The sequence below is a fragment of the Sporolactobacillus terrae DSM 11697 genome (assembly GCF_000648615.1).
GTDB lineage: Bacteria > Bacillota > Bacilli > Bacillales > Sporolactobacillaceae > Sporolactobacillus > Sporolactobacillus terrae.
Genome location: NZ_JFZC01000005.1, coordinates 1 through 25,151, shown reverse-complemented (window position 1 = coordinate 25,151; position 25,151 = coordinate 1). Strand labels below are relative to the sequence as shown.

25 protein-coding genes, 12 tRNA genes, 1 rRNA gene and 1 riboswitch are annotated in these 25,151 nt (G+C 47.5%); of the genes, 35 read left to right on the top strand and 3 right to left on the bottom strand.

What is annotated here, in order from left to right; genetic code table 11:
• Positions 1 to 383: 383 nt before the first annotated feature.
• The 7 genes from AA84_RS0100870 (at position 384) to AA84_RS0100840 (ending at position 7,135) form a co-directional block, all read left to right on the top strand.
• A complete protein-coding gene (locus AA84_RS0100870) occupies positions 384 to 719 on the top strand; it encodes a hypothetical protein (protein ID WP_037562592.1) in 336 nt (111 codons plus the stop codon).
• Positions 720 to 734: 15 nt separating this feature from the next.
• Entirely contained in the window at positions 735 to 926 is a 192-nt protein-coding gene (locus AA84_RS0100865; protein WP_028975648.1) for a helix-turn-helix transcriptional regulator, read from the top strand.
• A 60-nt stretch (positions 927 to 986) separates the two neighbouring features.
• Positions 987 to 1,098, top strand: a riboswitch (SAM riboswitch).
• Between the two features lie 102 nt (positions 1,099 to 1,200).
• Positions 1,201 to 2,322: a PLP-dependent transferase gene (locus AA84_RS0100860; protein WP_028975647.1), complete on the top strand. Its 1,122-nt coding sequence runs from the start codon at positions 1,201 to 1,203 to the stop codon at positions 2,320 to 2,322.
• Positions 2,315 to 3,502 (top strand): cystathionine beta-lyase, encoded by a 1,188-nt coding sequence (gene metC / locus AA84_RS0100855; RefSeq protein ID WP_028975646.1) that lies wholly within the window; start codon positions 2,315 to 2,317, stop codon positions 3,500 to 3,502. The genes AA84_RS0100860 and metC overlap by 8 nt, the downstream gene beginning before the upstream one ends.
• Positions 3,502 to 5,364: a bifunctional homocysteine S-methyltransferase/methylenetetrahydrofolate reductase gene (locus AA84_RS0100850; RefSeq protein ID WP_028975645.1), complete on the top strand. Its 1,863-nt coding sequence runs from the start codon at positions 3,502 to 3,504 to the stop codon at positions 5,362 to 5,364. Before metC ends, AA84_RS0100850 begins: the two co-directional genes overlap by 1 nt.
• Before the next feature lie 468 nt (positions 5,365 to 5,832).
• A complete protein-coding gene (locus AA84_RS0100845; protein ID WP_028975644.1) occupies positions 5,833 to 6,132 on the top strand; it encodes a Dabb family protein in 300 nt (99 codons plus the stop codon).
• Positions 6,133 to 6,241: 109 nt separating this feature from the next.
• Complete coding sequence (locus tag AA84_RS0100840) at positions 6,242 to 7,135, top strand: DUF1002 domain-containing protein (protein ID WP_028975643.1); 894 nt, start codon at positions 6,242 to 6,244, stop codon at positions 7,133 to 7,135.
• Between the two features lie 350 nt (positions 7,136 to 7,485).
• Here AA84_RS0100840 and AA84_RS0100830 read toward each other — a convergent pair whose 3' ends face one another.
• Positions 7,486 to 8,085, bottom strand: a complete 600-nt coding sequence (locus tag AA84_RS0100830; RefSeq protein ID WP_028975641.1) for a DedA family protein — start codon at positions 8,083 to 8,085, stop codon at positions 7,486 to 7,488.
• Between the two features lie 286 nt (positions 8,086 to 8,371).
• On the opposite strand from AA84_RS0100830, the gene AA84_RS0100825 reads away from it, so the two are divergent.
• The 3 genes from AA84_RS0100825 (at position 8,372) to AA84_RS0100815 (ending at position 10,774) form a co-directional block, all read left to right on the top strand.
• Positions 8,372 to 9,103 (top strand): DsbA family protein, encoded by a 732-nt coding sequence (locus AA84_RS0100825; RefSeq protein ID WP_028975640.1) that lies wholly within the window; start codon positions 8,372 to 8,374, stop codon positions 9,101 to 9,103.
• Positions 9,104 to 9,338: 235 nt separating this feature from the next.
• A complete protein-coding gene (locus tag AA84_RS19525) occupies positions 9,339 to 10,298 on the top strand; it encodes a peptidoglycan-binding protein (protein ID WP_028975639.1) in 960 nt (319 codons plus the stop codon).
• Positions 10,299 to 10,507: 209 nt separating this feature from the next.
• Positions 10,508 to 10,774: a late competence development ComFB family protein gene (locus tag AA84_RS0100815; RefSeq protein ID WP_028975638.1), complete on the top strand. Its 267-nt coding sequence runs from the start codon at positions 10,508 to 10,510 to the stop codon at positions 10,772 to 10,774.
• Between the two features lie 78 nt (positions 10,775 to 10,852).
• On the opposite strand, the gene AA84_RS0100810 is transcribed toward AA84_RS0100815, so the two are convergent.
• Both AA84_RS0100810 and AA84_RS0100805 read right to left on the bottom strand, forming a co-directional pair.
• Positions 10,853 to 11,095, bottom strand: a complete 243-nt coding sequence (locus AA84_RS0100810) for an indolepyruvate ferredoxin oxidoreductase subunit alpha (RefSeq protein WP_010025905.1) — start codon at positions 11,093 to 11,095, stop codon at positions 10,853 to 10,855.
• Positions 11,096 to 11,213: 118 nt separating this feature from the next.
• The gene (locus AA84_RS0100805; protein ID WP_028975637.1) at positions 11,214 to 11,828 is read right to left on the bottom strand and encodes a rhomboid family intramembrane serine protease; all 615 of its coding nucleotides are present in this window, start codon (positions 11,826 to 11,828) and stop codon (positions 11,214 to 11,216) included.
• Positions 11,829 to 12,042: 214 nt separating this feature from the next.
• On the opposite strand from AA84_RS0100805, the gene acpS reads away from it, so the two are divergent.
• The 25 genes from acpS to AA84_RS0100675 form a co-directional block, all read left to right on the top strand.
• Positions 12,043 to 12,405, top strand: a complete 363-nt coding sequence (gene acpS / locus AA84_RS0100800; protein WP_028975636.1) for a holo-ACP synthase — start codon at positions 12,043 to 12,045, stop codon at positions 12,403 to 12,405.
• Positions 12,406 to 12,460: 55 nt separating this feature from the next.
• Entirely contained in the window at positions 12,461 to 13,975 is a 1,515-nt protein-coding gene (locus AA84_RS0100795; RefSeq protein ID WP_028975635.1) for a bifunctional ADP-dependent NAD(P)H-hydrate dehydratase/NAD(P)H-hydrate epimerase, read from the top strand.
• Positions 13,976 to 14,022: 47 nt separating this feature from the next.
• Positions 14,023 to 15,033, top strand: a complete 1,011-nt coding sequence (locus tag AA84_RS0100790; RefSeq protein WP_028975634.1) for a LolA family protein — start codon at positions 14,023 to 14,025, stop codon at positions 15,031 to 15,033.
• Between the two features lie 237 nt (positions 15,034 to 15,270).
• Complete coding sequence (alr, locus tag AA84_RS0100785; RefSeq protein WP_028975633.1) at positions 15,271 to 16,461, top strand: alanine racemase; 1,191 nt, start codon at positions 15,271 to 15,273, stop codon at positions 16,459 to 16,461.
• Between the two features lie 161 nt (positions 16,462 to 16,622).
• A complete protein-coding gene (locus tag AA84_RS0100780) occupies positions 16,623 to 16,901 on the top strand; it encodes a CopG family ribbon-helix-helix protein (RefSeq protein WP_010025899.1) in 279 nt (92 codons plus the stop codon).
• Between the two features lie 3 nt (positions 16,902 to 16,904).
• Entirely contained in the window at positions 16,905 to 17,255 is a 351-nt protein-coding gene (locus AA84_RS0100775; RefSeq protein ID WP_010025898.1) for a type II toxin-antitoxin system PemK/MazF family toxin, read from the top strand.
• Positions 17,256 to 17,733: 478 nt separating this feature from the next.
• Positions 17,734 to 18,732, top strand: a complete 999-nt coding sequence (locus AA84_RS0100770) for a PP2C family protein-serine/threonine phosphatase (RefSeq protein ID WP_028975632.1) — start codon at positions 17,734 to 17,736, stop codon at positions 18,730 to 18,732.
• Positions 18,733 to 18,795: 63 nt separating this feature from the next.
• On the top strand, positions 18,796 to 19,134 hold the full coding sequence (locus AA84_RS0100765) for an STAS domain-containing protein (RefSeq protein ID WP_028975631.1): 339 nt from the start codon (positions 18,796 to 18,798) through the stop codon (positions 19,132 to 19,134).
• Positions 19,127 to 19,606, top strand: coding sequence for an anti-sigma B factor RsbW (rsbW, locus tag AA84_RS0100760; RefSeq protein ID WP_028975630.1), 480 nt, complete (start codon positions 19,127 to 19,129; stop codon positions 19,604 to 19,606). The genes AA84_RS0100765 and rsbW overlap by 8 nt, the downstream gene beginning before the upstream one ends.
• Complete coding sequence (gene sigB, locus AA84_RS0100755; protein WP_028975629.1) at positions 19,578 to 20,366, top strand: RNA polymerase sigma factor SigB; 789 nt, start codon at positions 19,578 to 19,580, stop codon at positions 20,364 to 20,366. Before rsbW ends, sigB begins: the two co-directional genes overlap by 29 nt.
• Positions 20,367 to 20,739: 373 nt before the next feature.
• A complete protein-coding gene (locus AA84_RS0100745) occupies positions 20,740 to 22,908 on the top strand; it encodes a Tex family protein (protein ID WP_152540335.1) in 2,169 nt (722 codons plus the stop codon).
• A 21-nt stretch (positions 22,909 to 22,929) separates the two neighbouring features.
• Positions 22,930 to 23,397: a SprT family protein gene (locus tag AA84_RS0100740; RefSeq protein WP_028975626.1), complete on the top strand. Its 468-nt coding sequence runs from the start codon at positions 22,930 to 22,932 to the stop codon at positions 23,395 to 23,397.
• Positions 23,398 to 23,571: 174 nt separating this feature from the next.
• Positions 23,572 to 23,646 (top strand) — tRNA-Asn (locus tag AA84_RS0100735).
• A gap of 3 nt (positions 23,647 to 23,649) precedes the next feature.
• A tRNA-Ser gene (locus AA84_RS0100730) sits at positions 23,650 to 23,741 on the top strand.
• 7 nt (positions 23,742 to 23,748) lie between these two features.
• A tRNA-Glu gene (locus AA84_RS0100725) sits at positions 23,749 to 23,823 on the top strand.
• Positions 23,824 to 23,842: 19 nt separating this feature from the next.
• Positions 23,843 to 23,918 (top strand) — tRNA-Asp (locus tag AA84_RS0100720).
• Positions 23,919 to 23,984: 66 nt separating this feature from the next.
• Positions 23,985 to 24,059 (top strand) — tRNA-Gln (locus tag AA84_RS0100715).
• 3 nt (positions 24,060 to 24,062) lie between these two features.
• Positions 24,063 to 24,134: transfer RNA gene (locus AA84_RS0100710), tRNA-Lys, on the top strand.
• 5 nt (positions 24,135 to 24,139) lie between these two features.
• A tRNA-Leu gene (locus tag AA84_RS0100705) sits at positions 24,140 to 24,224 on the top strand.
• 9 nt (positions 24,225 to 24,233) lie between these two features.
• A tRNA-Leu gene (locus AA84_RS0100700) sits at positions 24,234 to 24,319 on the top strand.
• Between the two features lie 13 nt (positions 24,320 to 24,332).
• Positions 24,333 to 24,406: transfer RNA gene (locus AA84_RS0100695), tRNA-Arg, on the top strand.
• Between the two features lie 9 nt (positions 24,407 to 24,415).
• A tRNA-Pro gene (locus tag AA84_RS0100690) sits at positions 24,416 to 24,492 on the top strand.
• Positions 24,493 to 24,498: 6 nt separating this feature from the next.
• Positions 24,499 to 24,572, top strand: a tRNA-Gly gene (locus AA84_RS0100685).
• 10 nt (positions 24,573 to 24,582) lie between these two features.
• Positions 24,583 to 24,659 (top strand) — tRNA-Ile (locus AA84_RS0100680).
• Between the two features lie 226 nt (positions 24,660 to 24,885).
• Positions 24,886 to 25,151, top strand: a 16S ribosomal RNA gene (locus AA84_RS0100675); the annotation flags it as partial.

Below are 25,151 nucleotides of genomic sequence, written 5' to 3'. Positions count from 1 at the left end.
ATAATCAAAAAGAATTTTAAAAAATGGCAAGTTAGAAATTCTGCCAGTCTCTGCTTATTAAAAAAGAGCAATTATGAAATTGATTCATGTAAAAAAGAAAAAAACCTCAATTAATTCGCGACAAATTTCGTCAAGTTTTTTTATAGCGTCAAAGAATAATTCTGTCGAACCATTGGATCTAATCATACTGAGGGTACTGAAATGACCATGAATAAGATGAAAAACCCCCAGTCCATGAAGATCAAATGGAGTATGATAGGGTTGCTTTCGGGTCAGAGGAAAACATGCACCGTTTGGAACAACTTAGGTGGTTGCGGAAAAAATATAAAGAAGAGCTGCCAAACCTCTGATGTCAAAAGTATTTGACATCAGAGGTGCGTGGGATGGCTGAATTCATAAGCAGTGCATTGCTCGAATGGAGTGTGTATGCTTTTCTTGGCATTATTATGTTTTTCGTGATTGATTGGGTGACAGGAGATGGATCTGTTTTTTCTGGCCGCAATCAAGATGAAAGAACGCAGATGATTAAGAAAAAATCAATTGTTAGCAGCTGGTTGGTATTATTGTTATTATTCGTTTCCAACTTTGCTCGTCATGCGTTCCATTTAGGGCCGATATTGGATAAGCCGCTAAGAAATCCCGAAGGTTTTTATTTGGCGGCCGCGCTGCTCAGTTATTTCATCTTTTACGCCTATAACAGTTGGAAAATGAAGGCTTGAACGGGAGATTTTCTATTGAAAAATCAAATTCGTCATTTACGAAGCGCTTTACGCTTGTCACAGGATGAGTTAGGGAAGAAATGCCAAGTGTCACGGCAAACAATGAATGCGATTGAAAATAATAAGTATGATCCGACATTAAAACTAGCGTTTAAGCTGGCAGAGGTATTAGGAACCTCGGTGGATCATTTATTTGATCATGAATAAAGTCTTGAAAAAATCGCGACAGTCATGTAAACTATTTAACAACTAAACAAGATGTTTTGATTCTTATCAAGAGAAGCCGAGGGACTGGCCCGATGAAGCTTCAGCAACCGTCGCGTATGGTGCGACAAGGTGCTAATTCCAGCAGACGGCAACGCAGTCTGAGGGATAAGAAGATACATGGCGGATAAAGCCTTCTTCTTATCGAAGAAGGCTTTTTTAATACGCTTTTTTGGCACATGAGTTGGAACTTGATATTTTTTGGGAGGCATGTAGCATGGCGTCATATAAAACAGAAACAAAGCTCGCACAAATTGGCAATGGCTTTGATGAACTTGGGGCGGTGAATACACCAATCTATTTATCGACTGCCTACAAGCATGAAGGAATCGGTATTTCAAAAGGGTTCGATTACACGCGGACCGGCAATCCGACACGTTCAATTCTCGAAAAAGCGATTGCTGATGTTGAGGGCGGTCAAGAAGGTTTTGCCTGCAGCTCGGGAATGAGTGCCATCCAACTGGTGTTCCAGTTATTCAGCAGTGGTGATCATATTATTGCGTCACGAGACTTGTACGGCGGCACTTTTCGTCTCTTTGACATTCTCAAGGAGCAGTATCATCTTTCATTTTCCTATTGGGACGGCGAAAACCTTGATGAATTGACTGATCTTGTCTGTCCGGAGACGAAAGCGATCTTTATCGAGACGCCAACCAATCCGCTGATGCACGAGGTTGATTTGTCGGCGATTGCCGGAATCACAAAGCAGAACAATTTGCTACTGATCGTAGACAATACGTTTTATACGCCGATCCTGCAACGACCGATTGAACAAGGTGCTGATCTTGTTGTGCACAGCGCGACCAAGTATTTGGCCGGGCACAATGATGTGCTGGCCGGTCTTGTTGTCTCGAACGTCACGAAGGTGACTGAGAAACTGCGTCTCTACCATAACGGCTGCGGCGCCGTCCTTGATCCATTTTCTTCTTGGTTGGTGATTCGTGGATTGAAGACCCTTGCTTTGCGGATACGCCAGCACCAAGACAATGCGCGTAGAATTGTCACTTACCTTGAAGAACAGCCGCTTGTGACTAAGGTGCTCTACCCGGGAAAAGGCGGCATGGTCAGCTTTGAATTAACATCGGCGAAGCAGATTGAACCGTTCCTGACTGCACTAAATCTGATTACCTTCGCGGAAAGTCTCGGCGGAGTCGAAAGCTTGATTACTTATCCGGCAACGCAAACCCATGCGGATATTCCTGAAGCACTGCGCTTGAAATACGGTTTGTCCAATTCACTGCTGCGTCTATCAACCGGTATTGAACATTCGGACGACTTGATTGCCGATCTTGATCAAGCCTTTGAATCTTTGAAAGTAGGAGTGGTTGAACATGAGTGAGTCGGTACATTTTTCAACGAAATTGATTAAAGAGACCGTTGCGGTTGATCCGCAAACCGGTGCGGCGAATGTCCCGGTTTATCTCTCGTCAACCTTCCATCAAAAGGATTTTGATCATTTTGGAAAATACGATTATACCCGCTCTGGAAACCCAACCCGCGAAGCGCTTGAAGATGCAGTAGCAGCGCTTGAAGGCGGCGAACGCGGCTTTGCTTTTGCCTCAGGTATGGCGGCAATTTCAACTGCATTTTTACTTCTGTCTGCAGGCGATCATGCTGTTGTTCCGAAAAATGTTTATGGCGGAACGTTTCGCATCTTGACTCAGGTGCTTGGTCGATTTGGCATCGACCATACGTTTGTCGACACGACAGACCTTGAAGAGGTCGAGCGGGCGATCCGTCCGAATACGAAGGTAATCTATGTGGAGACGCCATCGAATCCCACTTTGCGCGTGACCGATATCCGCGCAATTGCGCAACTTGCGAAAGCACATCGATGTTTGACTTTTGTCGATAACACATTTATGACGCCGGTGTTCCAACGCCCGCTCGATCTTGGTGCTGATCTGGTACTGCACAGTGCGACGAAATTTATTTCCGGACATAGTGATGTGGTTGCTGGGCTTGCCGTTGCCGCTTCTAAGGAAATTGCCGACAAGATTTACTTCCTTCAAAACGCGCTTGGCGCGGTGCTCGGTGTTCAGGATTCATGGCTGCTGCTCCGCGGACTGAAGACGCTTGATGTCCGCATTCGTAAGTCGGCTGAGTCGGCGCAGCGCATTGCCGAATTTTTTGAAGCACGGCCTGAGGTGAAGCGCGTCTTTTATCCGGGACTCGCCGATCATCCCGGCGCGTCGCTTCATGCTCGGCAGGCCTCTTCCGGCGGCGCGGTACTTTCCTTTGAACTCAAGAATGAAGCAAGTGCCCGGGCGTTTGTCAATCACGTGAAACTGCCCGTATTCGCGGTCAGTCTCGGTGCCGTGGAGTCTATTTTGTCCTATCCACCGAAAATGTCGCACGCGGAATTAAATGAAGAAGAACGTGAGAAAGCAGGCATTGGCAGCGGATTGCTGCGCCTGTCGGTAGGACTTGAAGACGCGGAGGACTTGATCCGCGATTTCAGCAATGCATTCGCTGATGTTCAGGATCATGAACGGGTGACGGTGAGGAGTGAACGGTAATGGGGCATTCTATTCTTGATGTATTAAAGGAAAGAATTTTAATCGGTGATGGAGCGATGGGGACGCTGCTCTACTCGTATGGGATCGATCGATGTTTTGAAGAACTTAATGTGTCGCAGAGCGAGGCGGTTCGCCATGTCCATGAAGCCTACATTAATGCAGGCGCAGACGTCATTCAGACCAATTCTTATGGCGCAAATCGCATCAAACTGGCAAGATACGGACTTGAACACGAGGTCGCCCGTTTTAACCGCGCATCGGTTCAACTGGCCAAACAAGCGGCGAAGCCGGAAACATTTGTACTTGGGACGATCGGCGGTATCCGTGGATTTCAGAAACAATCGGTTGAGCTGGATACGATCCGCGCCAGTTTTCGAGAACAGGCGGATGCGCTGCTCAGTGAAGGCATTGATGCGCTCTTGCTTGAAACCTACTATGACTTTGACGAGTTGCGGGACGTCCTGCAGATTGCCCGCAATATGACGGATCTCCCGATTATCGCTCATGTTTCGATGCAGGAACCAGGTGTACTCCAGAACGGGATGCCGGTAGCCAAGGCATTAGAAGGCTTGGAAGCCCAAGGTGCCGATGTGGTCGGAACCAATTGCCGGCTTGGGCCGTTCCATATGATTGAAGCACTGCGCGGCATTCCGCTGCCAAAGAAAGCTTTTCTATCGGCTTACCCGAACAGCAGTCTTCCCGATTACCGCGACGGAAAGCTTCACTATGAGAATGAACCGGAGTATTTTAAAAAGTATGCCGTTGACTTCCGTAATGAAGGGGTGCGCCTCCTTGGCGGCTGCTGCGGGACAACACCAGTGCAGATTAAGGCTTTTAAAGCAGGCATTTCCGCCCTGGAACCGCTGGAGACAAAAGTGGTTACCGTGCACCCTGAGGTGGTTCATGTCAGTGAGGGTGCTGAACCTCCGGAATCCGCGCTGTATCAAAAAAGCGTGAATGGCCGTTCGGTCTTTGTTGAATTCGATACACCACGACACCTGAATACCGATCACTTTTTTAGAGGCGTCCAAGCGCTTGAAGAGGCAGGGGCGGACGCAATTACAATGGCCGACAACTCGCTGGCTTCCCCGCGCATCAGCAATGCGGCGATCGGCAAGCTGATCAAAGATCGTTTTCACATGCCGCCGCTCGTTCACTTAACCTGCCGCGACCGCAACTTGATTGGGCTTCAGTCGCATCTGCTGGGATTGGATGTGCTTGGACTGCATGATCTGCTTGTGATTACCGGGGATCCGACCAAAATCGGCGACTTTCCAGGTGCCACATCCGTCTATGATGTATCGTCAATGGAACTGATCAAGCTGATTAAGCAATTCAATCGCGGCATCTCTTACTCAGGGAAGAGCTTAAAGAAGCCGACGCATTTTCGCGTTGCCGCTGCTTTCAATCCCAACGTCCGCAACTTGGATCGCGCCGTTCAGCGTTTGAAGCGTAAGATTGAATGCGGGGCTGATTATTTTATCTCGCAACCGGTCTTTGATAAAGAACGAATCCTTGCGATTAGTGAGGCCACACGTGACATCTCAGCGCCAATCTACATTGGGATTATGCCGCTGACTTCCGCGCGCAACGCCGAATTCCTGCATAATGAAGTACCCGGTATTCGTTTGCCGGATGATGTTCGGGCCAAAATGGCGGCGACCTCCGGAAAAGAAGAGGCGCGTCAGGTAAGTCTCGACATTTGCCGCGAACTGATCGATACGGCAATGGCGCATTTCCGCGGTATCTATTTGATCACGCCGATGAGTCACTACTCAATGAGCGTGGACTTGGTCAAGTATATTAAGAAAAAAGAGCGGGAGTATACCGCTTTGGCAAACAGTGAAAATATTCTTCTGTAATGTATGCATGCGTGATCATATGCAGCAATAGATTCAGGCAGGGCCTCCCATCGTGCGAAGGCTCTGCCTCTTTTTTAAAGGTAAAGAAGGTTTATGATTTTGCCCCTTCTTCAAACCAATAGACCCGTGTCTTGATCGAGCATCAAAGCGGAGGTGCTCTGGCGGCGGGAGAGCAGGCCAAAGGAGTCCCGCTAGATTCTTACCTGTCTGAGGAGGCGCCTGGACTGCCCGCGGCAAGCGAGTAGCTGGAGAGCCCTTCAGCACAAGGGTGATGAATCAAAACCAAATGCAGAACGGCAACCAAAGCGCGACTGTTTGTTCATTCACCGTCATAAACAAACGTTTAATTGATCGATGTAATCCGTCAGTCATCTGTGTGAAGATCACCAAAATAACCGCAGACGAATCAAAAGGTGATATGATAGGAACGAATGAAAGCTTGAGAACATGTTGAAAAGAGGGTTATTCATGATTGAACATATCGTACTCTTTAAATTTCGCGATGAAACCACAACAGCACAGATTGAAGAAGGCGCGCGCAAGCTGCGGTCACTAAAACAAAAGCTCCCATACATTCTCGATATTCAAGCAGGGCTCAATTACTCTACACGCGGAAAAGGTTATGCGCTGGCCTTGACCGTACGCTTCAGCTCGAAAGCAGACCATGAACGCTATACGCCATCAACGGAACATCAGGCTTGCGTTTCTTATTTAAAAGAAATAGGACTTGTTGATTCTTTAGCCATGGATTTCGAGATTGCTGAATAAGATGAAAAAGGGCTGCTTCTAAATACGTTAGACATTATTAAAACACTAGCAATTCAGTACACGCTTTTGGGGAGCTGCTGTTCGGCTGCTTCCGGAAAGGAACGAATCGATGAAAAAAATAAGCTTGCTCGTTCCCTGCTTGATGCTGGTGATCGGGCTATTTATTCCGACCAAGGTATTTGCCGATGCTGCACCCAGCGATGTCGTTGTCACGCTTGGTGCCAATCTGACTGTTGATCAAAAGCAGTCGATGCTCAATGAGATGGGCGTCGATGCCGACACGGCTCAGATTATTACGGTCAATAACAGTGAAGAACATCAATACCTTGATAACTATCTGTCCAAGGCACAAATCGGTACGCGATCAATCAGTTCATCGAAAATTACGCTTGGAAAATCAGGGTCCGGCTTGACCGCAAGTACCCATAATATCACCTATGTTTCTAAAGATATGTACATTAACGCGCTGGCAACGGCCGGTGTCAAAGATGCGGATGTCTATGTCACGGCTCCGTTCCCGGTGTCCGGTACGGCTGCATTGACCGGCTTGATTAAAGCTTATGAGACCGAGACCGGAAAGAAAATTCCGGAACAAAAGAAACAGGTGGCTAATGAAGAGGTCGTGACGACGGCTCAGCTTGCAGACAAAGACGGTGTCGGCAAAGAAAAGGCAGCCGATCTGGTGACCGCAATCAAGAACAACCTGGCGCAGAATAATCCGCAATCCCGGGAGGACGTCGAACAGGCCGTCCGTGATGCAGCGAAACAGGTGAACGTGACGCTAAGCAGCGCCGACATTCAAAAACTTGTGGATCTTTTTGATAAAATGCGCAGCATGAACATTAACTGGGGCGACGTCGGCAGTCAGATGCAGCAACTTCAAGACAAGGTAAAACAGCTTGCAAACTCTGATCAGACCAAGGGATTCTTGGCGCAGGTATTCCAAGCGATCGGTGATTTCTTCTCTTCCATTTTTCATGCCATCTCATCTTTGTTTAACTAATGAATCCTTGGAAAAGCGGTCGTATCCCGATCGCTTTTTTTGTGCATCATCCCATTTACGTATAAAAGTATATGATTTTGCCCCGTCTTCAAGCCAATAGACCCGTGTCTTGGCTAAGAATCAACGCGCAGATGCTCTGGCGCCTGCGGGAGAGCAGGCCAAAGGAGACCCCGCGGTACGTCCTGTATGCAACGCGAAAGCCACCGCATCCTGCGGAAGTAAGGAACAAGCACAGCTTGGTTTTTCTTGCAAGAGAGTAGCTGATTTTGAACTTGCGGATACGCAGCATCTTTTTTATCAATCGCGACGAGGTACCTGTGGAACGCAGGACCAGGGAGGTGCCGAAGCCGTCATCGTTTTTTTACTTGAACGATGGTGACGATGATAAATCCGATCAGCAGAACGACAGCAATAATCATGACGTGAAGTAGGCCTAGTCCAAGCAGCTGGCGAATCTGATTGCCCATGTAATAGCCGAGCATCAGAAAGAGCGTGGACCAAACGATTGCGCCGAGAATGGTCGCGGGAAGATACGAAGCAAAACGGGCGCGGCTGAGCCCTGCCAGATAAGGATTGATTTGCCGTACTCCTGGAATGAAGTAGCCGGCGATAATGGCAAGAAACGTATGCTGCTGAAAACGCTTCTGCGCGATTTTCCATCGTTTCTCAGTTAAACCAATATATTTGCCAAATCGTTCAATAAACGGTTCGCCAATATAGAAACCAATCAGATAAGCACTGACCATTCCCGAAGAAGCGCCAAGAACAGCCATCAGGATACAAAGGGTGAGATTGAGGCTGTACGCTGTGGCTGCAACTTGCGAGAGGGTGACCCCGACAAAAAGCAGAAAAGATTCCTCAGCAGCCGGAACACCGATCAATCCGCAAAACAGAAACAGAAAGACGAAGAAATAGCCATACGTATAAAATAACGATTGAAACTGTTCCATGATGAGACCACCTAATCTTCTTAACTTGAAAAAAAGGCCTTCGCTGATCCGCCTAATCACAGGATGGTCAAGCCTATGCATAATTATAGCCGTTGCCGAGCCGAGAATGATTTTTATTCGAACATTTCGGCAATAAATGGTAGTGTTTACTGGCTGAAAGGAGAGACAACCTGTTATTATAAACTATCGAAGCAATGTTTGTCCGTCTGTCGGCAGAATGAACGATTTTGAAAAGACTTGATCCTATTTTTTAGAAAAATCATTGAGAATCGGAGAGGTGAAAGGATTGTCAGACAAAGAACAGGCAAACCAAAGGACGAATGATCAAAAAAGAAAGGGAAGAATTGTCCTATTCAGTTCAATTATTGTCATCATTTTGATTGCGGCAATTATGGCGATGGTATACCGTTCACAGAAACAGGAAGATGCTCAGCCAAAGGCGAAAAAGCAGACCACCCGAACACAAACAAGGATCAATTACGCAGGGCAGCCATACATTGGCAGCAGCAATGCACCGGTAAAACTCGTCGTGTTCTCAGATTACCGCTGCCCTTACTGTAAGCAATTCGAAGAGGATGTCGTACCGAAACTGAAAAAGGAGTATATCGATAGCGGCAAGATCAGCTTGTACTTTATCAATGACACGGTCCTTGGACCAGGATCGGTACTCGCTGCGAATGCTTCTGAAGAAGTGTACCACCAAAACCCAAAAGCCTTCTGGACGTTCCATAAAGCGCTTTTTGCCGCTCAGAAGAATGAGAAGGAGGAATGGGTGACAAAAGAATTGCTGACCGATATTGCTCAGAAGACCGTCCCATCCTTTGACTTAAAAGCATTTCAAAGCGCGCTGAATAATAAAACACGGCAAAACGAGGTGGACAAGGACACGGCGATGGCTGATTCACTCGGCGTTCCCGGCACGCCGGCGGTCTTTGTCGGCGATCAAATGATTGATGATGGCTTGGACGATGCAGCTTTGACAGCAGCAATTGATCAAGCGCTGGCAAACACCAAATAAACCGATGTATTTTTCGGAGAAGCGTTCTGGGGCTTCTCCTTTTTTACAGAAAAAGAAGTATCTGATTTTTGGTCAAGCAAAAGACAGCGCCAAACGTGAAAGCCGCCGCATCCTACGGAAATAGGAGCCGAGCTTGCCCGATTTCCTTTCCTTGTCCTGTTATATAAATGTAAAGTATGTTCCGCACCAGCCGCTCATAGTAGTAGGAAAGAGATCAACGATGGGGGGATCACCAATGTATACCGGGATCACACTTGCAAAAACTGCTGCCGTGGCAGCTACATTTACCTCAAGTTTTATCATTCTGCCTCAGAACGCGGCTGCACATTTAAACAATGATGCATTACTTTACGAAGGGATGCACAGTGGCGAGATTAAGACGATACAATCGATACTGAAGGCAACCGGCGACTATCCGCTAAAAAAAACGACGGGTTACTTCGGATCAAAGACTGAAAAAGCAGTTAAATCCTTTCAAAAGAACAGTAAAATCGCGATTGACGGCATTGTTGGGTCGGAGACGAAAGGTGCATTGATCAAATACATTAATCAACATATGGATCTGCTTGAGCACGGGTCGAAAGGGAATGAAGTCGCCTATCTTCAAGAAATGCTGCGTGAAATCGGATTCAGCAATCTACCGGTTGACGGCTACTTCGGTGCACGAACCGAAGCGGCAGTTCGTACATTGCAGCATGAGATGAAGATTAGCCGTGACGGGGTGGTCGGTCCTAAGACCTGGAAAAAGATTGAATCCCTGCTGAAAAATTCGCGTAAAATCGACACAGCGGTACCCGAAACCTCCGCTGCTCAGTACAAGTCGAAAAAGGCGGCTGAACAGTCACGGGCTCAAGCAGCACCGCAAAAAAAAGATACGGTGCGAAAGACAGAGAATGTTTCCATCGTTCGGGAATTCTATGCCAACAGTACCGCCTATACGGCAAACTGCAACGGATGCTCAGGAACAACAGCAACGGGAATCAATTTGCATCAGAACCCGAACTCAAAGGTGATTGCGGTGGATCCTTCAGTGATTCCGCTGGGTACGAAACTGTTTGTGGAAGGCTATGGGTATGCAATTGCCGGCGATACCGGGGGTGCGATTAAAGGACACCGCATCGATGTTTTCTTTAAAGACAACAACCGGGCGCTGCAATGGGGCAGACGAACGGTTAAGGTCAAAATTCTTGAATGACGATGCGCATCAAGAAGCAGAACAAAATAATCGATGCTGCCTGATTTTCCCGTGTCCGAGGATCAGGCATTTTTCTTGTGCGATAAGAAGCACCATGATCGGCTGAGCGTCTTGAGTCGTTGATTGTTCTGTGCTACGATTCAGAAAGAATGTTACGCTTTTTAAAGGCAATGAATTAAAGCGGTTCGTTGACGAAAGAAGGTCTTGTGATGCAGCGAGTGCATAATGTCATGGAGGATGCGGTCACGGATTTGCTGCAGCAGCAATGGAGTAATCTGCCTGCTTCATGCCATTGTGATGGATGCAAGGCAGATGTTTATGCATTGACACTGAATAGGCTTAAGCCGCATTATGTGCGAATGCCGGTGGGAAGCATGTATGTGAAGGCGCATCTCATGACGGTGCAATCCCGTGCAACAATTTTAACGGCCCTCACGGAAAGCGTAAAACGCGTTTCCGCCGATCCGCATCACTGAAACGATGCGTAAATAGCCCGCTGAAAAAGAGCAAACCCCCGTCGCATCTTTATGCAGCGGGGGTTCCTTATTTTAGGATCAAGATCTTGATTTGAAGAAATCACGGTTGATCTGAATGTATTTCTGTTCGCTTTCCGGCACTTCATCTTCCGGATAAATCGCTTCAACCGGGCATACAGCTTCGCAAGCGCCGCAATCAATACATACATCAGGATCGATATACATTTGTTTCTGGTCCTCGACGATACAGTCTACAGGACATGTTTCGATGCATTCACCTGCTTTTTCATTTTCGCAGGCAGAAGTGATGACGAATGCCATGAAGAAGAGCTCCTTTCAAAATAGAAATCATGAGTCAGTTTAACTTCTACTATTATGAACAATTTTTGAACAAAAAACAAATGTTTTTCATAGATAATCGGTTGGTTTTAGAGCTGATTTACAGTGCTTTTTTGTAAAAAAACAGTGGAGCAAGCGCCAGCCCGGCCAGGAAGCCGATCAAATGACCGATAATATCAATGTTTGCACTGAAAAATGAACTGATTAGACTGACAAGCACAATGACGAATATGATGGTTTGGTCCTGGCGCGAGATGAATTCGCGGCGGAAAACAACGAGATAGATGTAAATGCCGAGCAGTCCGAATAAGGCTCCGCTTGCGCCATAGTGGACAAATCCAATCGGTTCAAGGAACAGTGCCGCAATGTTGGCGATGATTCCGGTACTTATGAATGCGATTAAATAGCGGAACTTGCCAATCAGCTGTTCAAGTGCGGGACCGAAAATATAAAGAGAGAATGCGTTAAAGAGAATATGTGAAAAGGTAATGTGCAGGAAGATCGGTGTGACCAGCTGCCACCAGGCACCGCCGTTTAGCATTGCATCATTGGAGCCGGCCGCAAAATTAAAAATGGTAAAGGCGAATTCAGGGGCAAGGCGCCATGTGCCCGTCAGCACAAACAAAAGATAGAGCAGCACATTAATGCCCAAAAGGATTGCTGTGATTGGGTAAAGCTTTAAAAACAGTTTGAATGATTCGTTTCGTATAAACAATGCGTCAAGAAACCCCCTTGAAGAATGATCTTGTACTAAGTATAGGGTAAAATAGATATTAGTGGTAGAAAAACAATGGTTTGGTTTCAATGAATCCTTGAACCGAACTTTTCTATCTTGAACGTTAGACACAGTTTTTACACGTGGCATTCATTTAGATCATTTCGAGACGGCCGGGTAATCGCCCGGATTAAGAGGCAAGGCGGGAACGTGAATGATAAAAGGAATCGGTGTTGATCTGATTGAACTCAATCGAATGGCGGGGAAGGTCGATCAGCAGGCATTTGTGAAACGTATTTTAACTAAAAAAGAGCAGCAAGAATATGATCAGCTCAATAGCAAGCGCAAATTGGAATATTTGGCCGGACGCTTTTCAGCAAAAGAGGCGTACGCCAAAGCAAGAGGCACCGGAATCGGAAAAAAGGTCTCCTTTCAAGATTTGTCCATTGTTTCCGGTGAACGGGGAAAACCGCAGCTTCAAGAACATTTGTCAAGCGGCGATGTGGTTCACGTGTCGCTGACGCATACGGAACACACGGCAGCAGCATTTGTGATTATTGAAAGCTTGTCATGCTAGTCTGCATATTAAAGAACCTTGTCTCATATAGTTTACTACGCTGGGAGGGACTACAGTGCATGTTGTATCGCGTGAAGAAATGCGGAACATTGATCAGTACACCATAACGCACATCGGGTTGGGAGGACCGGTGCTTATGGAAAATGCAGGGCGGGCGGTATATGCGGCGCTCGAACCTGAATGTAAAGCAGGGGACCGCATCTGTGTGGTTATTGGCAAAGGAAATAATGGCGGTGACGGATTTGTGATTGCCCGCATGTTGTTTGACAGCGGTGCGAAAGTGAGTACATGGCTGGCGGCAGATCCGCAAAAAATCAGTGGCGAGGCTGCCGATCATATGCGCGCGTATTGTGCATGCGGCGGGACGCTTTTGCGTATAAGCGACGCACCTGAGACCTTTCAACAACAGCTTGACCGAGCCGATTGGATTATCGATGCTTTACTAGGGACCGGGATTCATGGAGCGCCCTACCCGGACGATCAGCAGGTGATTCGCTGGATCAATGCATCCAAGGGAACCGTCATTTCTGTGGATCTCCCTAGTGGTGTACCGGCCAACGGCGAAGCCTTCGACCATCCGGCGGTGCTTGCCGATCAGACAATGACGCTTGAATGCCCGAAGCTGGCGCAATTTATGCAGCCGGCAGCCAGACATTTTGGAACCGTCCGCGTGCTGCCGATAGGTATTCCGAACAAGGCTTACCAACAAGTCGGTGTACAGCGGGAACTTCGGATGAGAAGCGATGTCGTTCGGACACTGCCGGTGCGCGACCCTTTTTCGCACAAAGGCAATCATGGAAAAGGTTTGCTTATTGCCGGATCGAAGAATATGCCCGGTGCAGCCTTTTTCTCGGCAAAAGCTGCATTGCGTTCGGGAATCGGTTTGCTGAAGGTCAGTGTACCGGAAGCGATTCAACCGATCCTGGCTGCGCAGCTTCCTGAAACAATGTATCTGCCGCGTGTTCAAGTCGGTCTGGATGGTGCTTCCGGAGTCGGTATTGGTCCCGGATTAGGAAGAGAGGCTCGCGAAGAGGAACTCGTCTGTCGCCTTGTTGAAGAGAGCGACACGATTCCATGCGTGATTGATGCCGACGGGCTCTTTCATTTGAGAAATCATTTGGATCTGCTCCCTAAGCGGCATAAACCGGCGGTGCTCTCGCCGCATCCGGGCGAGATGGCACTGCTCACCCATGCATCGGTTCAAGACGTTGAACGTGATCGATTCGGCATATCGAAAGCATTTGCCGAAAAGTACCAGGTGTATCTTGTATTAAAAGGCAAAGCGACACTCGTGACTGCGCCGGACGGGCGTCAGATTGTAAACCCTACCGGCAATGCAGCCATGGCAAAAGGCGGCTCCGGCGATGTACTCACCGGTATTTTGCTTGCTTTTCTCCTGCAGCATGAGCAAATGATGGACGCCGTCAGCAACGCTGTTTATGTACATGGTGCTGCCGCAGAAGAATTGGCGGCCCGCGAGCATTCTTTGCTCGATGTGCTGGCATCGGACCTTATTGAAGCGATTCCTCCTGTTCTGCATCAGCTTTACGACGAGAAAACGTGTCGGTAATCAGTCTCTCCTTTGTCACCGAATAGAGGCAAAGGGGTTGGAGATACATGAAAAAGTGGTCGGCATTATGGCTTAGTGCCATCCTGATGACGGCGTTGCTGCTCTCCGGATGCGGCGCTAAATCGGAAAAAGATGTGATTAATGATCTGAACAAACGCTATGAAAAGATCAACAGCTATTCGACCAATGCAGTCATGACGTTCCATAATCATGGGAAAGCGCAAGCGTATCAAGTCAATATCATGTATAAACGGCCGAATCTTTACCGCGTGTCGCTCAGCGATGCCAATAAAGCCAACAAACAGATGATTTTGAAGAATAAAGAGGGTGTTTATGTTCTGACGCCTGAACTGAACAAAAGCTACCGTTTCGACAGCGATTGGCCGAATAACCGCAGCCAGGCCTATCTCTATCATTCCCTAGCGAAAGACATCTTGAATGATCCGAATCCTAGCTTTACGGCTAAAGAAAATCATTATATTTTCAATACCAAGACCAATTACAATACCGCACAGCTGGCTAACCAAGAGATTTCATTAAAGAAAGATCTGACACCGGAGACCGTGAAAGTTAAGGATAAAGATCAAAATGTTGTCGTAACCGTCACCTTCAAAAACTTTAAAGTGAATCCGTCAATTCCAAACAAGACGTTTGATGTGAAGCAAAACATGACTGCGGCAAATCTTTCGAAAACGCAGAGTACGTCTGCTGAAAATAAATCGTCGCTGAAGCTGCTTTATCCGACAGCAGTGATTTCAGGCACGAAACTCGAGACGTTGAAGCCTGCATCAAGCAAATTCGGCGATCGCTATGTGCTTAAATATGCCGGTAAAAAGCCGTTTACGCTAATAGAAACCAAGAGTCAAACAGCAGCATCCAGCGCGGCGACGCTTGCCACAGGCACGCCGGCGAATCTCGGTTTTGCTGTCGGATCCTTTGGCGACCACTCGCTCTCATGGTCGAGCAATGGAACGGACTTCTATCTTGCTTCAGAGAAATTAACTCAGGATGAAATGATCACCATTGCCCAATCGGTGAATGGTACCGTAACAAAATAATGAGGCAATGCCCGCGCACCGTTCTTCGAGATCGGGCGCTCTTTTTTCTTTTCCGGGCAAAACAGCCGCTGTTCCTTGCGGGAATGCACACGATTAGGCGCTTCCGTTTTTGATCAATAAGTGATTAAATAGTAAGTGAAAACCTTGTCGGATTGTAGCGCTTTCGCGCGAGCGTTTAATCGTAGTGCGGATGCTTCGACAAGCGTAACTTTTGCAGGCAGATGGGAAGGATGCGCAATGGGAGCTGCTGGTTTTTATCGAGAGACGTGGGTGGATATTCATTTAGATGCCGCTGCTGAGAACATACGAAATATGAAAAAGAGGCTGCCTGAGGGGGTAACCTTACTGGCTGTTGTCAAAGCAAACGGCTATGGACATGGTGCACAGCAAATCGCACGCATTGCACTGGCCAATGGCGCAAAATGGCTGGCCGTTGCACTATTTGATGAAGCACTTGCACTGCGCAAGCAAGGAATCAAGGCACCTATTCTGGTGCTCTCACCGATCCCGCCGCGTCATGTCGCCTTAGCGGCTGAACATCATATTTCATTGACCGTATCCGACCGGGAATGGGTAGCGCAGGTGGAACGGTTATATGGCGGCAAGGATCCGATAAACCTTCATATTTCCTGCGATACAGGAATGGGCCGAATCGGTGTACGCAGTAAAACCGATGCTCAAGCGCTTGTCGGCGAAATCGGTAAAGATTCCCGCTTGATCATCGAAGGGCTTTTCACCCATTTTGCAACGGCCGATCAAACCGACGAGGCGTATTTCACGACTCAGTATGCCCGTTTTGAACAAATGGTTGACTGGTTCCAGCAGCTCGGTGTCCATCCAGCGCTGATTCATTGTGGGAACAGCGCAACGGCCCTAAAGTATCCGAAAGAGAAACACCCTTTGTTTACGATGGTGCGCTATGGCATTGCGATGTACGGTCTGTCTCCATCTGCTGAGATGGTAGAACAGCTGCCCTTCCCATTGAAACCTGTGATGGGTTTGTCCAGCCGTTTGACGCATGTAAAAAAAGTAGAAGCAGGAACGCATATCGGGTACGGAGCCACGTACCAAGCTGCATGCGATGAATGGATCGGGACCGTGCCGATCGGTTATGCCGATGGCTGGCTGAGGGGACTCGGCGATACCGATGTTCTCATTGATGGACAGCGCTGTCGAATTGTCGGGCGCATCTGTATGGATCAGTTTATGTGCCGGCTTCCGCATCACTATCCGGAGGGAACGCTCGTCACACTAATCGGCTCGAACGGCAGCGAGACGATCACGACCGATGAACGTGCTGAACAGCTTTCGACAATTAATTATGAAGTGACCTGCACCATTAACCCGCGCATTCCAAGAGTATATTGGAAGGATGGGAAAGTCGTCGAAACATACAATCCTATTCTTTCAGTTGCAGAAGAGTCGTGATTTATTGAGAAAAATCGTCAAAATGTAAAAAAAAAGTTCCAAAGAGGCATAAAAGTATGCAGTTTTTGGCGAAAATAGCTTTGCAAAATAAATGTGAAATGATAACATAAATTTTAGATTTAAAAAAGATATATTCTGACAAAAGTGGTGGGGGTGCAGGCATGTCGGAATCGAAGATAAAAGAAATCATGCTGAGTTTGCCGCAACATTTATTGAACGAGATTGATGGAATGGCAAGTCGAGACAAGATGAATCGCAGCGAATTTCTCCATCGCGCCATCAGGTTGTATCTGCGTGAGCGTAATAGGGGCTATGTCCGTGAAATTATGCGTCAGGGCTACATGGAAATGGCTAAAATTAATCTAAATCTTGCTTCTGAAGCTTTTCTTGCTGAAGAGGAGGCAGAGATCACACTGGAACGCTCCGTCAGCGGGGTGTGACCGGTGATTGTTAAACGCGGCGACGTCTACTTTGCAGATCTCTCTCCGGTTGTCGGATCGGAACAGGGCGGGGTTCGCCCCGTTCTGATCATTCAGAATGACATTGGCAATCGCTTTAGCCCAACGGTTGTTGTGGCGGCTATCACCGCCCAAATTCAAAAAGCCAAATTGCCGACTCATGTGGAGATCGATGCAAAACGGTATGGATTCGATCGCGACTCGGTCATCTTGCTTGAGCAGATCAGAACCATTGACAAGCAGCGACTGACGGATAAAATCACGCATCTAGACGAAGAAATGATGGGTCAAGTAAATAAAGCCATTCAGATCAGTCTCAGTTTGATTGACTTCTAAGAGAAACTGATCAAGAATAACGGTTGTGCGTCTGCTTCTGCCAAGCAGCGCCTATTTTTTTGCATCAAGATTGATTGATGTGCGGCAAATCTCGATCGAACCGTGTTGTTCCTCAACATGAAAAGTCGAAAAAAGCGAGGCAATGATGCGAAAAAGTAATGTATTGTCTCTATTTTTTGCCATTTGATGGAATAAATGAAATAATAAAATAAGAGACTTTTTAATATTAAATAGAAGAAAATAGAGAAGGTTAGAGAAAAAGGGGAGATAAGAAGTCCGTGCAGAACGCATGCCGGACACTAGGTCGTCGCAACTAAGGCTCAGCCGGTGCCTAAGGGCAAAACGCAGGCTTCGTTAATTTTTTTATTATGAAGATTACGAATATAAAGAAAAAAGAGTGCGTGCACAATCATTGAACCATTCATGATGAAAGAGACTGGTTTTTGGTTACCGGAAGGGAGTGCAACGAGTGGGAACAATGGAAGATGGGCCGCAGTTAGCCACATACCGAGATCTATTGATTCGTTACATGACGCATGAATCTGAGCTGGTCATTGAGGAGAGCGAGCTGCTGAGTGATTTTCTTCAAGAACACGGGGTATCTCCGGCAGATCTTGTCACCATGCATCTAGAGGTGATGAAACAGACGCGCACATTGGATCGTGCCACACTTCGATCAATGGAATTTCTAATTAATATGATGGCGGGCTATGGAAGAGAGTATTGGGAACATCAAGAACTTAAGCATAAACAGAAACAGCTGGACAAGGAAATTGATGTAGCTGCTGAAGTGCAAAAAGCGCTGATTGAAGGAAAGGTACCACACTGTGACTTTGCAGATATCGGTGCAATTAGTGAGCCGGCAAAAAAGATGAGCGGTGACTATTACCGCATTGTTAACGACGGCAAACGTTTGGCGGTCACGATCGCCGATATTGTCGGCAAAGGGATTCCGGCGGCCATGTGTATGTCGATGATCAAATACGCGATGGACAGTATTCCTGAGAACAAGCAGGGCGCACCGTCTTCTATCCTTGCGAATTTAAATCGAGTCGTTGCACGCAATGCGGATTCAAGCATGTTTGTGACCATGTTTTACGGTGTTTATGATCCGGTAACCCATGTATTTTCCAATTCGTCAGCCGGACATGAACCCGGTTTTTATTATTCGGCGCAGCAGGATTGTTTTTTCGACCTTGAAGCAAGGGGAATGTCGCTTGGTCTCGCATCAGGGTCCCGCTACAAAGAATACGCGCGTGTCATTGAGCCGGGCGATATGATTTTCTTGCTAACGGACGGCGTTACGGAGATTCGCAAAGATCGTGATTTTATTGAGCGGGAGCACATTATTAAGCTGATCCGACGATCCATGCATCTTCCTGCCGCACGTATTGTTCGACGTGTCCTTTATGAGTTGAAGAGAATGCAGCACTTTGAACTGACCGATGATTTTACATTTATTGCGATGAAGTTTTAAGTTTCGCGTCTCTGACAAGCGGGTATTGTTCAATAAAGATATATAGCGGGGAGGAGGAGCGATATGAATTTATCGATCGAACGCGAAAATCAGAGAATAAACACGAATCGGGTTGTTGTGTCGGGAGAAATTGATGTATTCACAGCTCCTGAATTTAAGAAAAACCTGCTTCCTTTAACTGAACTAAACGGGGGAGCACTGATTTTAGATCTTAATAAAACAAATTATATGGACAGCACGGCTATAGGGGTGATTGTCGCCGCCCTTAAATCATCGGTAAAACATCACTGCAAATTCTCTGTGGTCGGGTTGACGCCGCGAATTGAGCGGCTGTTTGAGATTACCGGGTTGACCGAACTGATTGCACGAACACAGGTGGGCGGAGGGGATACAAATGAATGAAATGAATGATGTAATTCAGCTGAGCCTTCCGGCAAAACCAGAGTTTGTCAGCATTGCACGGCTTGCAAGTTCCGGAGCAGCAAGCAGAATGGGCTTCTCATTTGATGCGATCGAGGATATTAAGGTTGCCGTATCGGAAGCCTGTACAAACGCGGTCAATCATGGGTACAAAGAAGATGAAGTAGGTCAGATTAGAATGGTGATGGACTGCGACGTCCAATCGATCACGATCACCGTCATGCATGACGGGGAAAGCTTTAATGCAAACGAAGCGCTCAAAAAGCTGCATCCAATTGATACTACTGTTGATCTTGAAGAAGTTAATGAAGGAGGTCTGGGACTCTTTTTGATCAATACTTTGATGGATCGCGTATCCATCAGCACAGAATCAGGAGTGGCCGTTCGTATGACCAAGCTTCTGACTAGAGACGGGGTGGAGCAAATTGCCGACAAAGTCTCAACAACGGACTGAAATTCAAAAGATGATCGTTGACTACCAAAACAACCCTGATGATGAACATCTGCAAACGATGATCATCAGCAACTACGAGCGTCTGGTGGGCGCACTCGCAGCAAAATTTGCTAAAAACAGCGATGTTCGTGAAGACCTCTATCAAGTGGGGATGATGGGGTTGATTGCCGCGATGAAACGGTTTGATCCATCGGTAGGCGGAAGTTTTGAGTCCTTTGCCATTCCAACGATTATCGGAGAGATCAAACGTTACATTCGGGACAAGACCTGGAGTGTTCATGTGCCAAGGCGCGTTAAAGAACTGAGTCCCAAGATCCGCAAAACAACCGAGCGATTGACGCGTGAACTGCAGCGTTCGCCGCGTATTGATGAGATTGCAGACGCGGTCGGCGAAAGCGAAGAAGTCGTTCTTGAAACGTTGGAAATGGCTCAAGGTTATCACACCTTGTCGGTAGATTCTAAGATCGACGGCGACGCGGAAGGTTCGGCGGTAACCTTGCTGGATATAGTTGGAAAACCAGAGCAAGGCTATGAACATGTGCACAAAAAGTTGATATTAAGGGAAGCATTTCGCTTTCTCACCCAGCGTGAACGGGATATCTTAACCTGCACATATTTTGAAAATCTCAGCCAGAAAGAAACCGGAGAACGGCTAGGTATTTCACAAATGCATGTATCGCGGTTGCAAAGAAACGCCTTATGCAAACTGAGAAACATACTGCCGCATAAAGAAGAAATCGGTTTGTCGTCCCATAAATAGCACAGCGCGTTGACCGCTCACATCACACGCGCTGTTTTTTTTTATTGCAGGAAAAGAAAGTGATTTTTGGTCACGCAAAAGGCAAAAGACAGTGCATCAATGCGCAGATGTGAGACGCCTGCGGGAGAGCAGGCCAAAGGAGACCCCGCAGAATCCTGCCTGTCTGAGGAGGCTCGCGGTGCGCCCGCGGCAAGCGAGCAATCGGAGCGTACACGTGCACAAAGTGATGAATCGAAGCCGCATCCTGCGGAAGTAAGGACCAAGCACAGCCCGGTTTTTCTTATTGACTCACGGTCGGTTTCCAAAACGCAGCGATTTGCTCGAACACGCGTCTCCATTTTTTGATATGATAAATGCAAAGGAGACGATCAGCATGGATGCAACAATTATACAGATCGCAAAGCAATTAAAACTGGATGCCGGCCAGGTTGCACGAACGGTGCAGCTTCTGGATGCGGACAATACGATTCCTTTTATTGCACGCTACCGTAAGGAAATGACCGGCGGGCTCGATGAAGTACAAATTGAGAAAATACAAGAATCCTATACATACAAGCAGCAACTGGCAAAACGCAAAGAAGAAGTGCTCAACCGGATCGAGGAACAGGGAAAACTAACGCCTGAATTAAAACAAAAAATTAATCAAGCGTCCATTCTTCAAGAAGTTGAGGATCTCTATCTTCCGTATCGTCAAAAACGACGGACGCGCGCGCTAAAGGCTAAAGAGAAAGGGCTGGAACCACTGGCCGATTGGCTTGCATCATTACCCGTTCAGCCAATTGAACATGAAGCTGCCCGATATATTTCTGGGGAAAAGCATGTGGCTTCTGTAGAGGAAGCGCTTCAAGGTGCAAGAGATATTCTTGCGGAACGTGTCTCCGAACATGCTGAACTTCGCGCACTGGCCCGAGAACGTACACTCGCGCAGGGCACGGTGCATGTTCAAGCCAAGCATCCTGAACTTGATCCGAAAAACGTGTATGCCAATTACTATGATTATGAAGAACGCATCCAAGGCATCGTGCCGCATCGTATTCTTGCGGTCAATCGCGGCGAAAAAGAAGACATCTTGAAAGTCGCGATTGAATCACCTGAGAACACTATTCTTCCGTCCGTTCTGCGCGCATTAAACCCAGGGAAGAAGACTACGGCAGCACAGCAGCTAGAAGAATGTGCAGAAGATGCTTACCGGCGGCTGATCGCTCCAGCAACAGCGCGAGAGATCAGACAAGCACTCACGGAAAAGGCAGAAAAACAAGCCATTCACATCTTTGCGGAAAATTTGCGCGGGCTGCTGCTGCAGCCACCTTTAAAGGAACGGACGGTACTTGGCGTGGATCCTGCTTATCGAACCGGCTGCAAGCTGGCAGTTGTTGATCCTACAGGCAAAGTGCTGACGATTTCCTTGATCTATCCAGCACCGCCCAAGTCCGATAAAGAAGGGGCGAGGCGGACGGTTCTGCAGCTGATTGACCAATATAAGATTGATATCATCGCGATCGGCAACGGCACGGCATCACGCGAAACGGAAGCATTTATCGCGGAAACACTGAAACAGGTTACCGGGCGCAAACTTTTCTATATGATTGTTAATGAAGCAGGTGCCAGTGTGTATTCAGCATCAAAACTAGCGCGTGAGGAATTTCCTAATCTGCATGTGGAAGAGCGGAGTGCGGTGTCCATTGCACGGCGCCTACAAGATCCGCTTGCAGAGCTGGTGAAAGTGGATCCGAAATCAGTCGGAGTCGGCGAATACCAGCACGATGTATCACAGCGAGATCTAGCGAAATCACTGCAGTTTGTTGTTGAGACGGTGGTGAATCAGGTCGGTGTTAATGTCAATACGGCATCGTCACAATTGCTTCAATACGTGGCAGGACTCTCAAAAACAGTGGCAGCGAATGTGGTTGCAGAACGGGAAAAAAGGGGCAGGTATACCGATCGTAGTCAGCTTAAAAAGGTACCGCGTTTAGGTGCGCGGGCATTTGAGCAAGCCGCAGGATTTCTGCGCGTTGGTGGTGGAGACAATCCGTTTGATAATACTCCCATTCACCCGGAAAGCTATCAGGTAGCAGGCAGGCTGCTTGCCGAGGTTGGAGGTACAGCGGAGAAAATCGGCTCAAGCGAATTAGCGGATAAGCTTAAAGCGATGGATCTAGCGAAAACAGCAGCGGAACTCTCAGTTGGCGAGCCGACTTTGCGCGATGTAGCCGAAGCACTGATTCGGCCGGGGCGTGATCCGCGTGATGATTTAAAAAAACCACTTTTAAAAACGGATGTATTGAAAATGGAGGATCTGAGACCAGGCATGCGGCTTGAAGGAACGGTCCGCAATGTGGTTGACTTCGGTGCTTTTGTCGATATTGGTGTCAAACAAGACGGGCTTGTACATCTGTCAAAACTAGCTGAACGGTTTGTGCGCCATCCATTAGATGTCGTTCGTGTCGGCGAAATCGTCACTGTTTGGGTTGAACAGGTGGATGCAGACAAGGGACGTATTTCTTTAACGATGGTAGCGCCAAAAGAAAGAATCGTGCCTTAATGTGCCTGTGGAGGTGGTCAGATGACCAATGAAGAACTTCAAAAATTGGTGGAACAGATATCCCTGGACAATTTTCATCGGCCGTTTCTTCATCGCGCTATTTTTAATCCAAGACTGCGCACTACAGGCGGACGCTACTTGCTGATTACGCACGGATTGGAATTTAACAATCGTCAGTTGCAGCACTTTGGTATTGAATCGTTTGTTAAGATCATCAAACATGAACTCTGCCACTACCATCTTCACTTGTTGGGGATGGGCTATCGTCACCGAGACGCCGACTTTCGCATGCTGCTTGCAAAGGTCGGCGGTTCGCGGTATTGCGAAGCAATCCCTCATGCGCGCACGCGTTCAAGCGTGCGCTATGATTACCAGTGTACGGTTTGTGGCGCCCATTTTAGGAGGAAAAGAAAACTTGATACAAAACGTTATGTTTGCGGCACTTGCGGGGGCAGCATTTGTCTAATAAGTAAGCGGCGAATCAATTAATAAAAAAGTTTTAAAAAAGGGTTGACTAGGCATTTGATTCTGTGGTAAATTATTTAAGTCGTCAAGAGGACGTGCGAATGAAAGCGACCGATTGAAAAACTTTCAAAGCATTGTTGACAAATGAGTTAACGCAGTGTAAAATAGCCTATGCATTTGTTTTTTTAAACCACTTATTCCACAGTAGCTCAGTGGTAGAGCAATCGGCTGTTAACCGATCGGTCGTAGGTTCGAATCCTACCTGTGGAGCCATATGGAGAAGTACCCAAGTTGGCTGAAGGGGCTCCCCTGCTAAGGGAGTAGACGGTGTAAATCGTGCGAGGGTTCGAATCCCTCCTTCTCCGCCATTAATTTGGCCCGTTCGTCAAGTGGTTAAGACACCACCCTTTCACGGTGGGTTCATGGGTTCGAATCCCGTACGGGTCACCATTTTAAATAAAATATGTGAGGATCCGTGGTGTAGGGGTTAACATGCCTGCCTGTCACGCAGGAGATCGTCGGTTCAAATCCGATCGGATCCGCCATTATAAATGATACATGTAATTGATATTCAGCTATAAACGATTTATGTTATGATACATAATTGTTTTTGGCCCATAGCCAAGCGGTAAGGCAACGGTTTTTGGTGCCGTCATGCGCTGGTTCGAATCCAGCTGGGCCAGCCACATGAGCCACTAGCTCAGGGGTAGAGCATCTGACTTTTAATCAGAGGGTCGAAGGTTCAAATCCTTCGTGGCTCATTTTAGCGGGTGTGGCGGAATTGGCAGACGCGCTAGATTTAGGATCTAGTGTTTTCCAACGTGGGGGTTCGAGTCCCTTCACCCGCACCATTTATATATGCGGTCGTGGCGGAATGGCAGACGCGCTAGCTTGAGGGGCTAGTGGAGGCAACTTCGTGGAGGTTCGAGTCCTCTCGACCGCACCATTTAATTTAATATGCGCCCTTAGCTCAATTGGATAGAGCGTCTGACTACGGATCAGAAGGTTAGGGATTCGACTTCTCTAGGGCGCATTGATTTATCGGGAAGTGGCTCAGCTTGGTAGAGCATCTGGTTTGGGACCAGAGGGTCGCAGGTTCAAATCCTGTCTTCCCGACCATCTTTTGCGGGTGTAGTTTAGTGGTAAAACAAGAGCCTTCCAAGCTCTGGTCGTGGGTTCGATTCCCATCACCCGCTCCATTATATCTATGGGCCTATAGCTCAGCTGGTTAGAGCGCACGCCTGATAAGCGTGAGGTCGGTGGTTCGAGTCCACTTAGGCCCACCATTATTATTAATATTCATTTATATGAATGTTCCTTGAAAACTGAACAAAAGCCAAGCGTGAATAAAGGGTTTTTAAACCCCATAATCAATTCAATTTGCTATGGATCATAGCTTCCACAGGATGTGGTGACTTCTGCGTTGTGCACAGGACGTGCGCGGCCTTAGCAGAAGTTCCTCTCCTTGGAAGTACGACAAGAAGTTCGATAGATAGTAAGTAAGCAAGACACTTTTTGGAGAGTTTGATCCTGGCTCAGGACGAACGCTGGCGGCGTGCCTAATACATGCAAGTCGAGCGCACAGAAGGGAGCTTGCTCCCGGACGTGAGCGGCGGATGGGTGAGTAACACGTGGGCAACCTGCCTGTAAGACGGGGATAACTTCGGGAAACCGGAGCTAATACCGGATGATCCCTCGCACCGCATGGTGCGAGGTTGAAAGATGGTTTCGGCCATCACTTACAGATGGGCCCGCGGTGCATTAGTTAGTTGGCGGGG

Bases quoted from the DNA above. Each gene is read 5' to 3' on its own strand.
- AA84_RS0100765 (WP_028975631.1), top strand. From the start codon at position 18,796: ATGAATTTATCGATCGAACGCGAAAATCAGAGAATAAACACGAATCGG.
- AA84_RS0100790 (WP_028975634.1), top strand. From the start codon at position 14,023: ATGAAAAAGTGGTCGGCATTATGGCTTAGTGCCATCCTGATGACGGCG.
- AA84_RS0100840 (WP_028975643.1), top strand. From the start codon at position 6,242: ATGAAAAAAATAAGCTTGCTCGTTCCCTGCTTGATGCTGGTGATCGGG.
- AA84_RS19525 (WP_028975639.1), top strand. From the start codon at position 9,339: ATGTATACCGGGATCACACTTGCAAAAACTGCTGCCGTGGCAGCTACA.
- AA84_RS0100740 (WP_028975626.1), top strand. From the start codon at position 22,930: ATGACCAATGAAGAACTTCAAAAATTGGTGGAACAGATATCCCTGGAC.
- AA84_RS0100815 (WP_028975638.1), top strand. From the start codon at position 10,508: ATGCAGCGAGTGCATAATGTCATGGAGGATGCGGTCACGGATTTGCTG.
- rsbW (WP_028975630.1), top strand. From the start codon at position 19,127: ATGAATGAAATGAATGATGTAATTCAGCTGAGCCTTCCGGCAAAACCA.
- AA84_RS0100860 (WP_028975647.1), top strand. From the start codon at position 1,201: ATGGCGTCATATAAAACAGAAACAAAGCTCGCACAAATTGGCAATGGC.
- AA84_RS0100810 (WP_010025905.1), bottom strand. From the start codon at position 11,095: ATGGCATTCGTCATCACTTCTGCCTGCGAAAATGAAAAAGCAGGTGAA.
- AA84_RS0100780 (WP_010025899.1), top strand. From the start codon at position 16,623: ATGTCGGAATCGAAGATAAAAGAAATCATGCTGAGTTTGCCGCAACAT.
- alr (WP_028975633.1), top strand. From the start codon at position 15,271: ATGGGAGCTGCTGGTTTTTATCGAGAGACGTGGGTGGATATTCATTTA.
- AA84_RS0100770 (WP_028975632.1), top strand. From the start codon at position 17,734: ATGGAAGATGGGCCGCAGTTAGCCACATACCGAGATCTATTGATTCGT.
- AA84_RS0100830 (WP_028975641.1), bottom strand. From the start codon at position 8,085: ATGGAACAGTTTCAATCGTTATTTTATACGTATGGCTATTTCTTCGTC.
- AA84_RS0100845 (WP_028975644.1), top strand. From the start codon at position 5,833: ATGATTGAACATATCGTACTCTTTAAATTTCGCGATGAAACCACAACA.
- metC (WP_028975646.1), top strand. From the start codon at position 2,315: ATGAGTGAGTCGGTACATTTTTCAACGAAATTGATTAAAGAGACCGTT.
- AA84_RS0100745 (WP_152540335.1), top strand. From the start codon at position 20,740: ATGGATGCAACAATTATACAGATCGCAAAGCAATTAAAACTGGATGCC.
- AA84_RS0100870 (WP_037562592.1), top strand. From the start codon at position 384: ATGGCTGAATTCATAAGCAGTGCATTGCTCGAATGGAGTGTGTATGCT.
- acpS (WP_028975636.1), top strand. From the start codon at position 12,043: ATGATAAAAGGAATCGGTGTTGATCTGATTGAACTCAATCGAATGGCG.
- AA84_RS0100850 (WP_028975645.1), top strand. From the start codon at position 3,502: ATGGGGCATTCTATTCTTGATGTATTAAAGGAAAGAATTTTAATCGGT.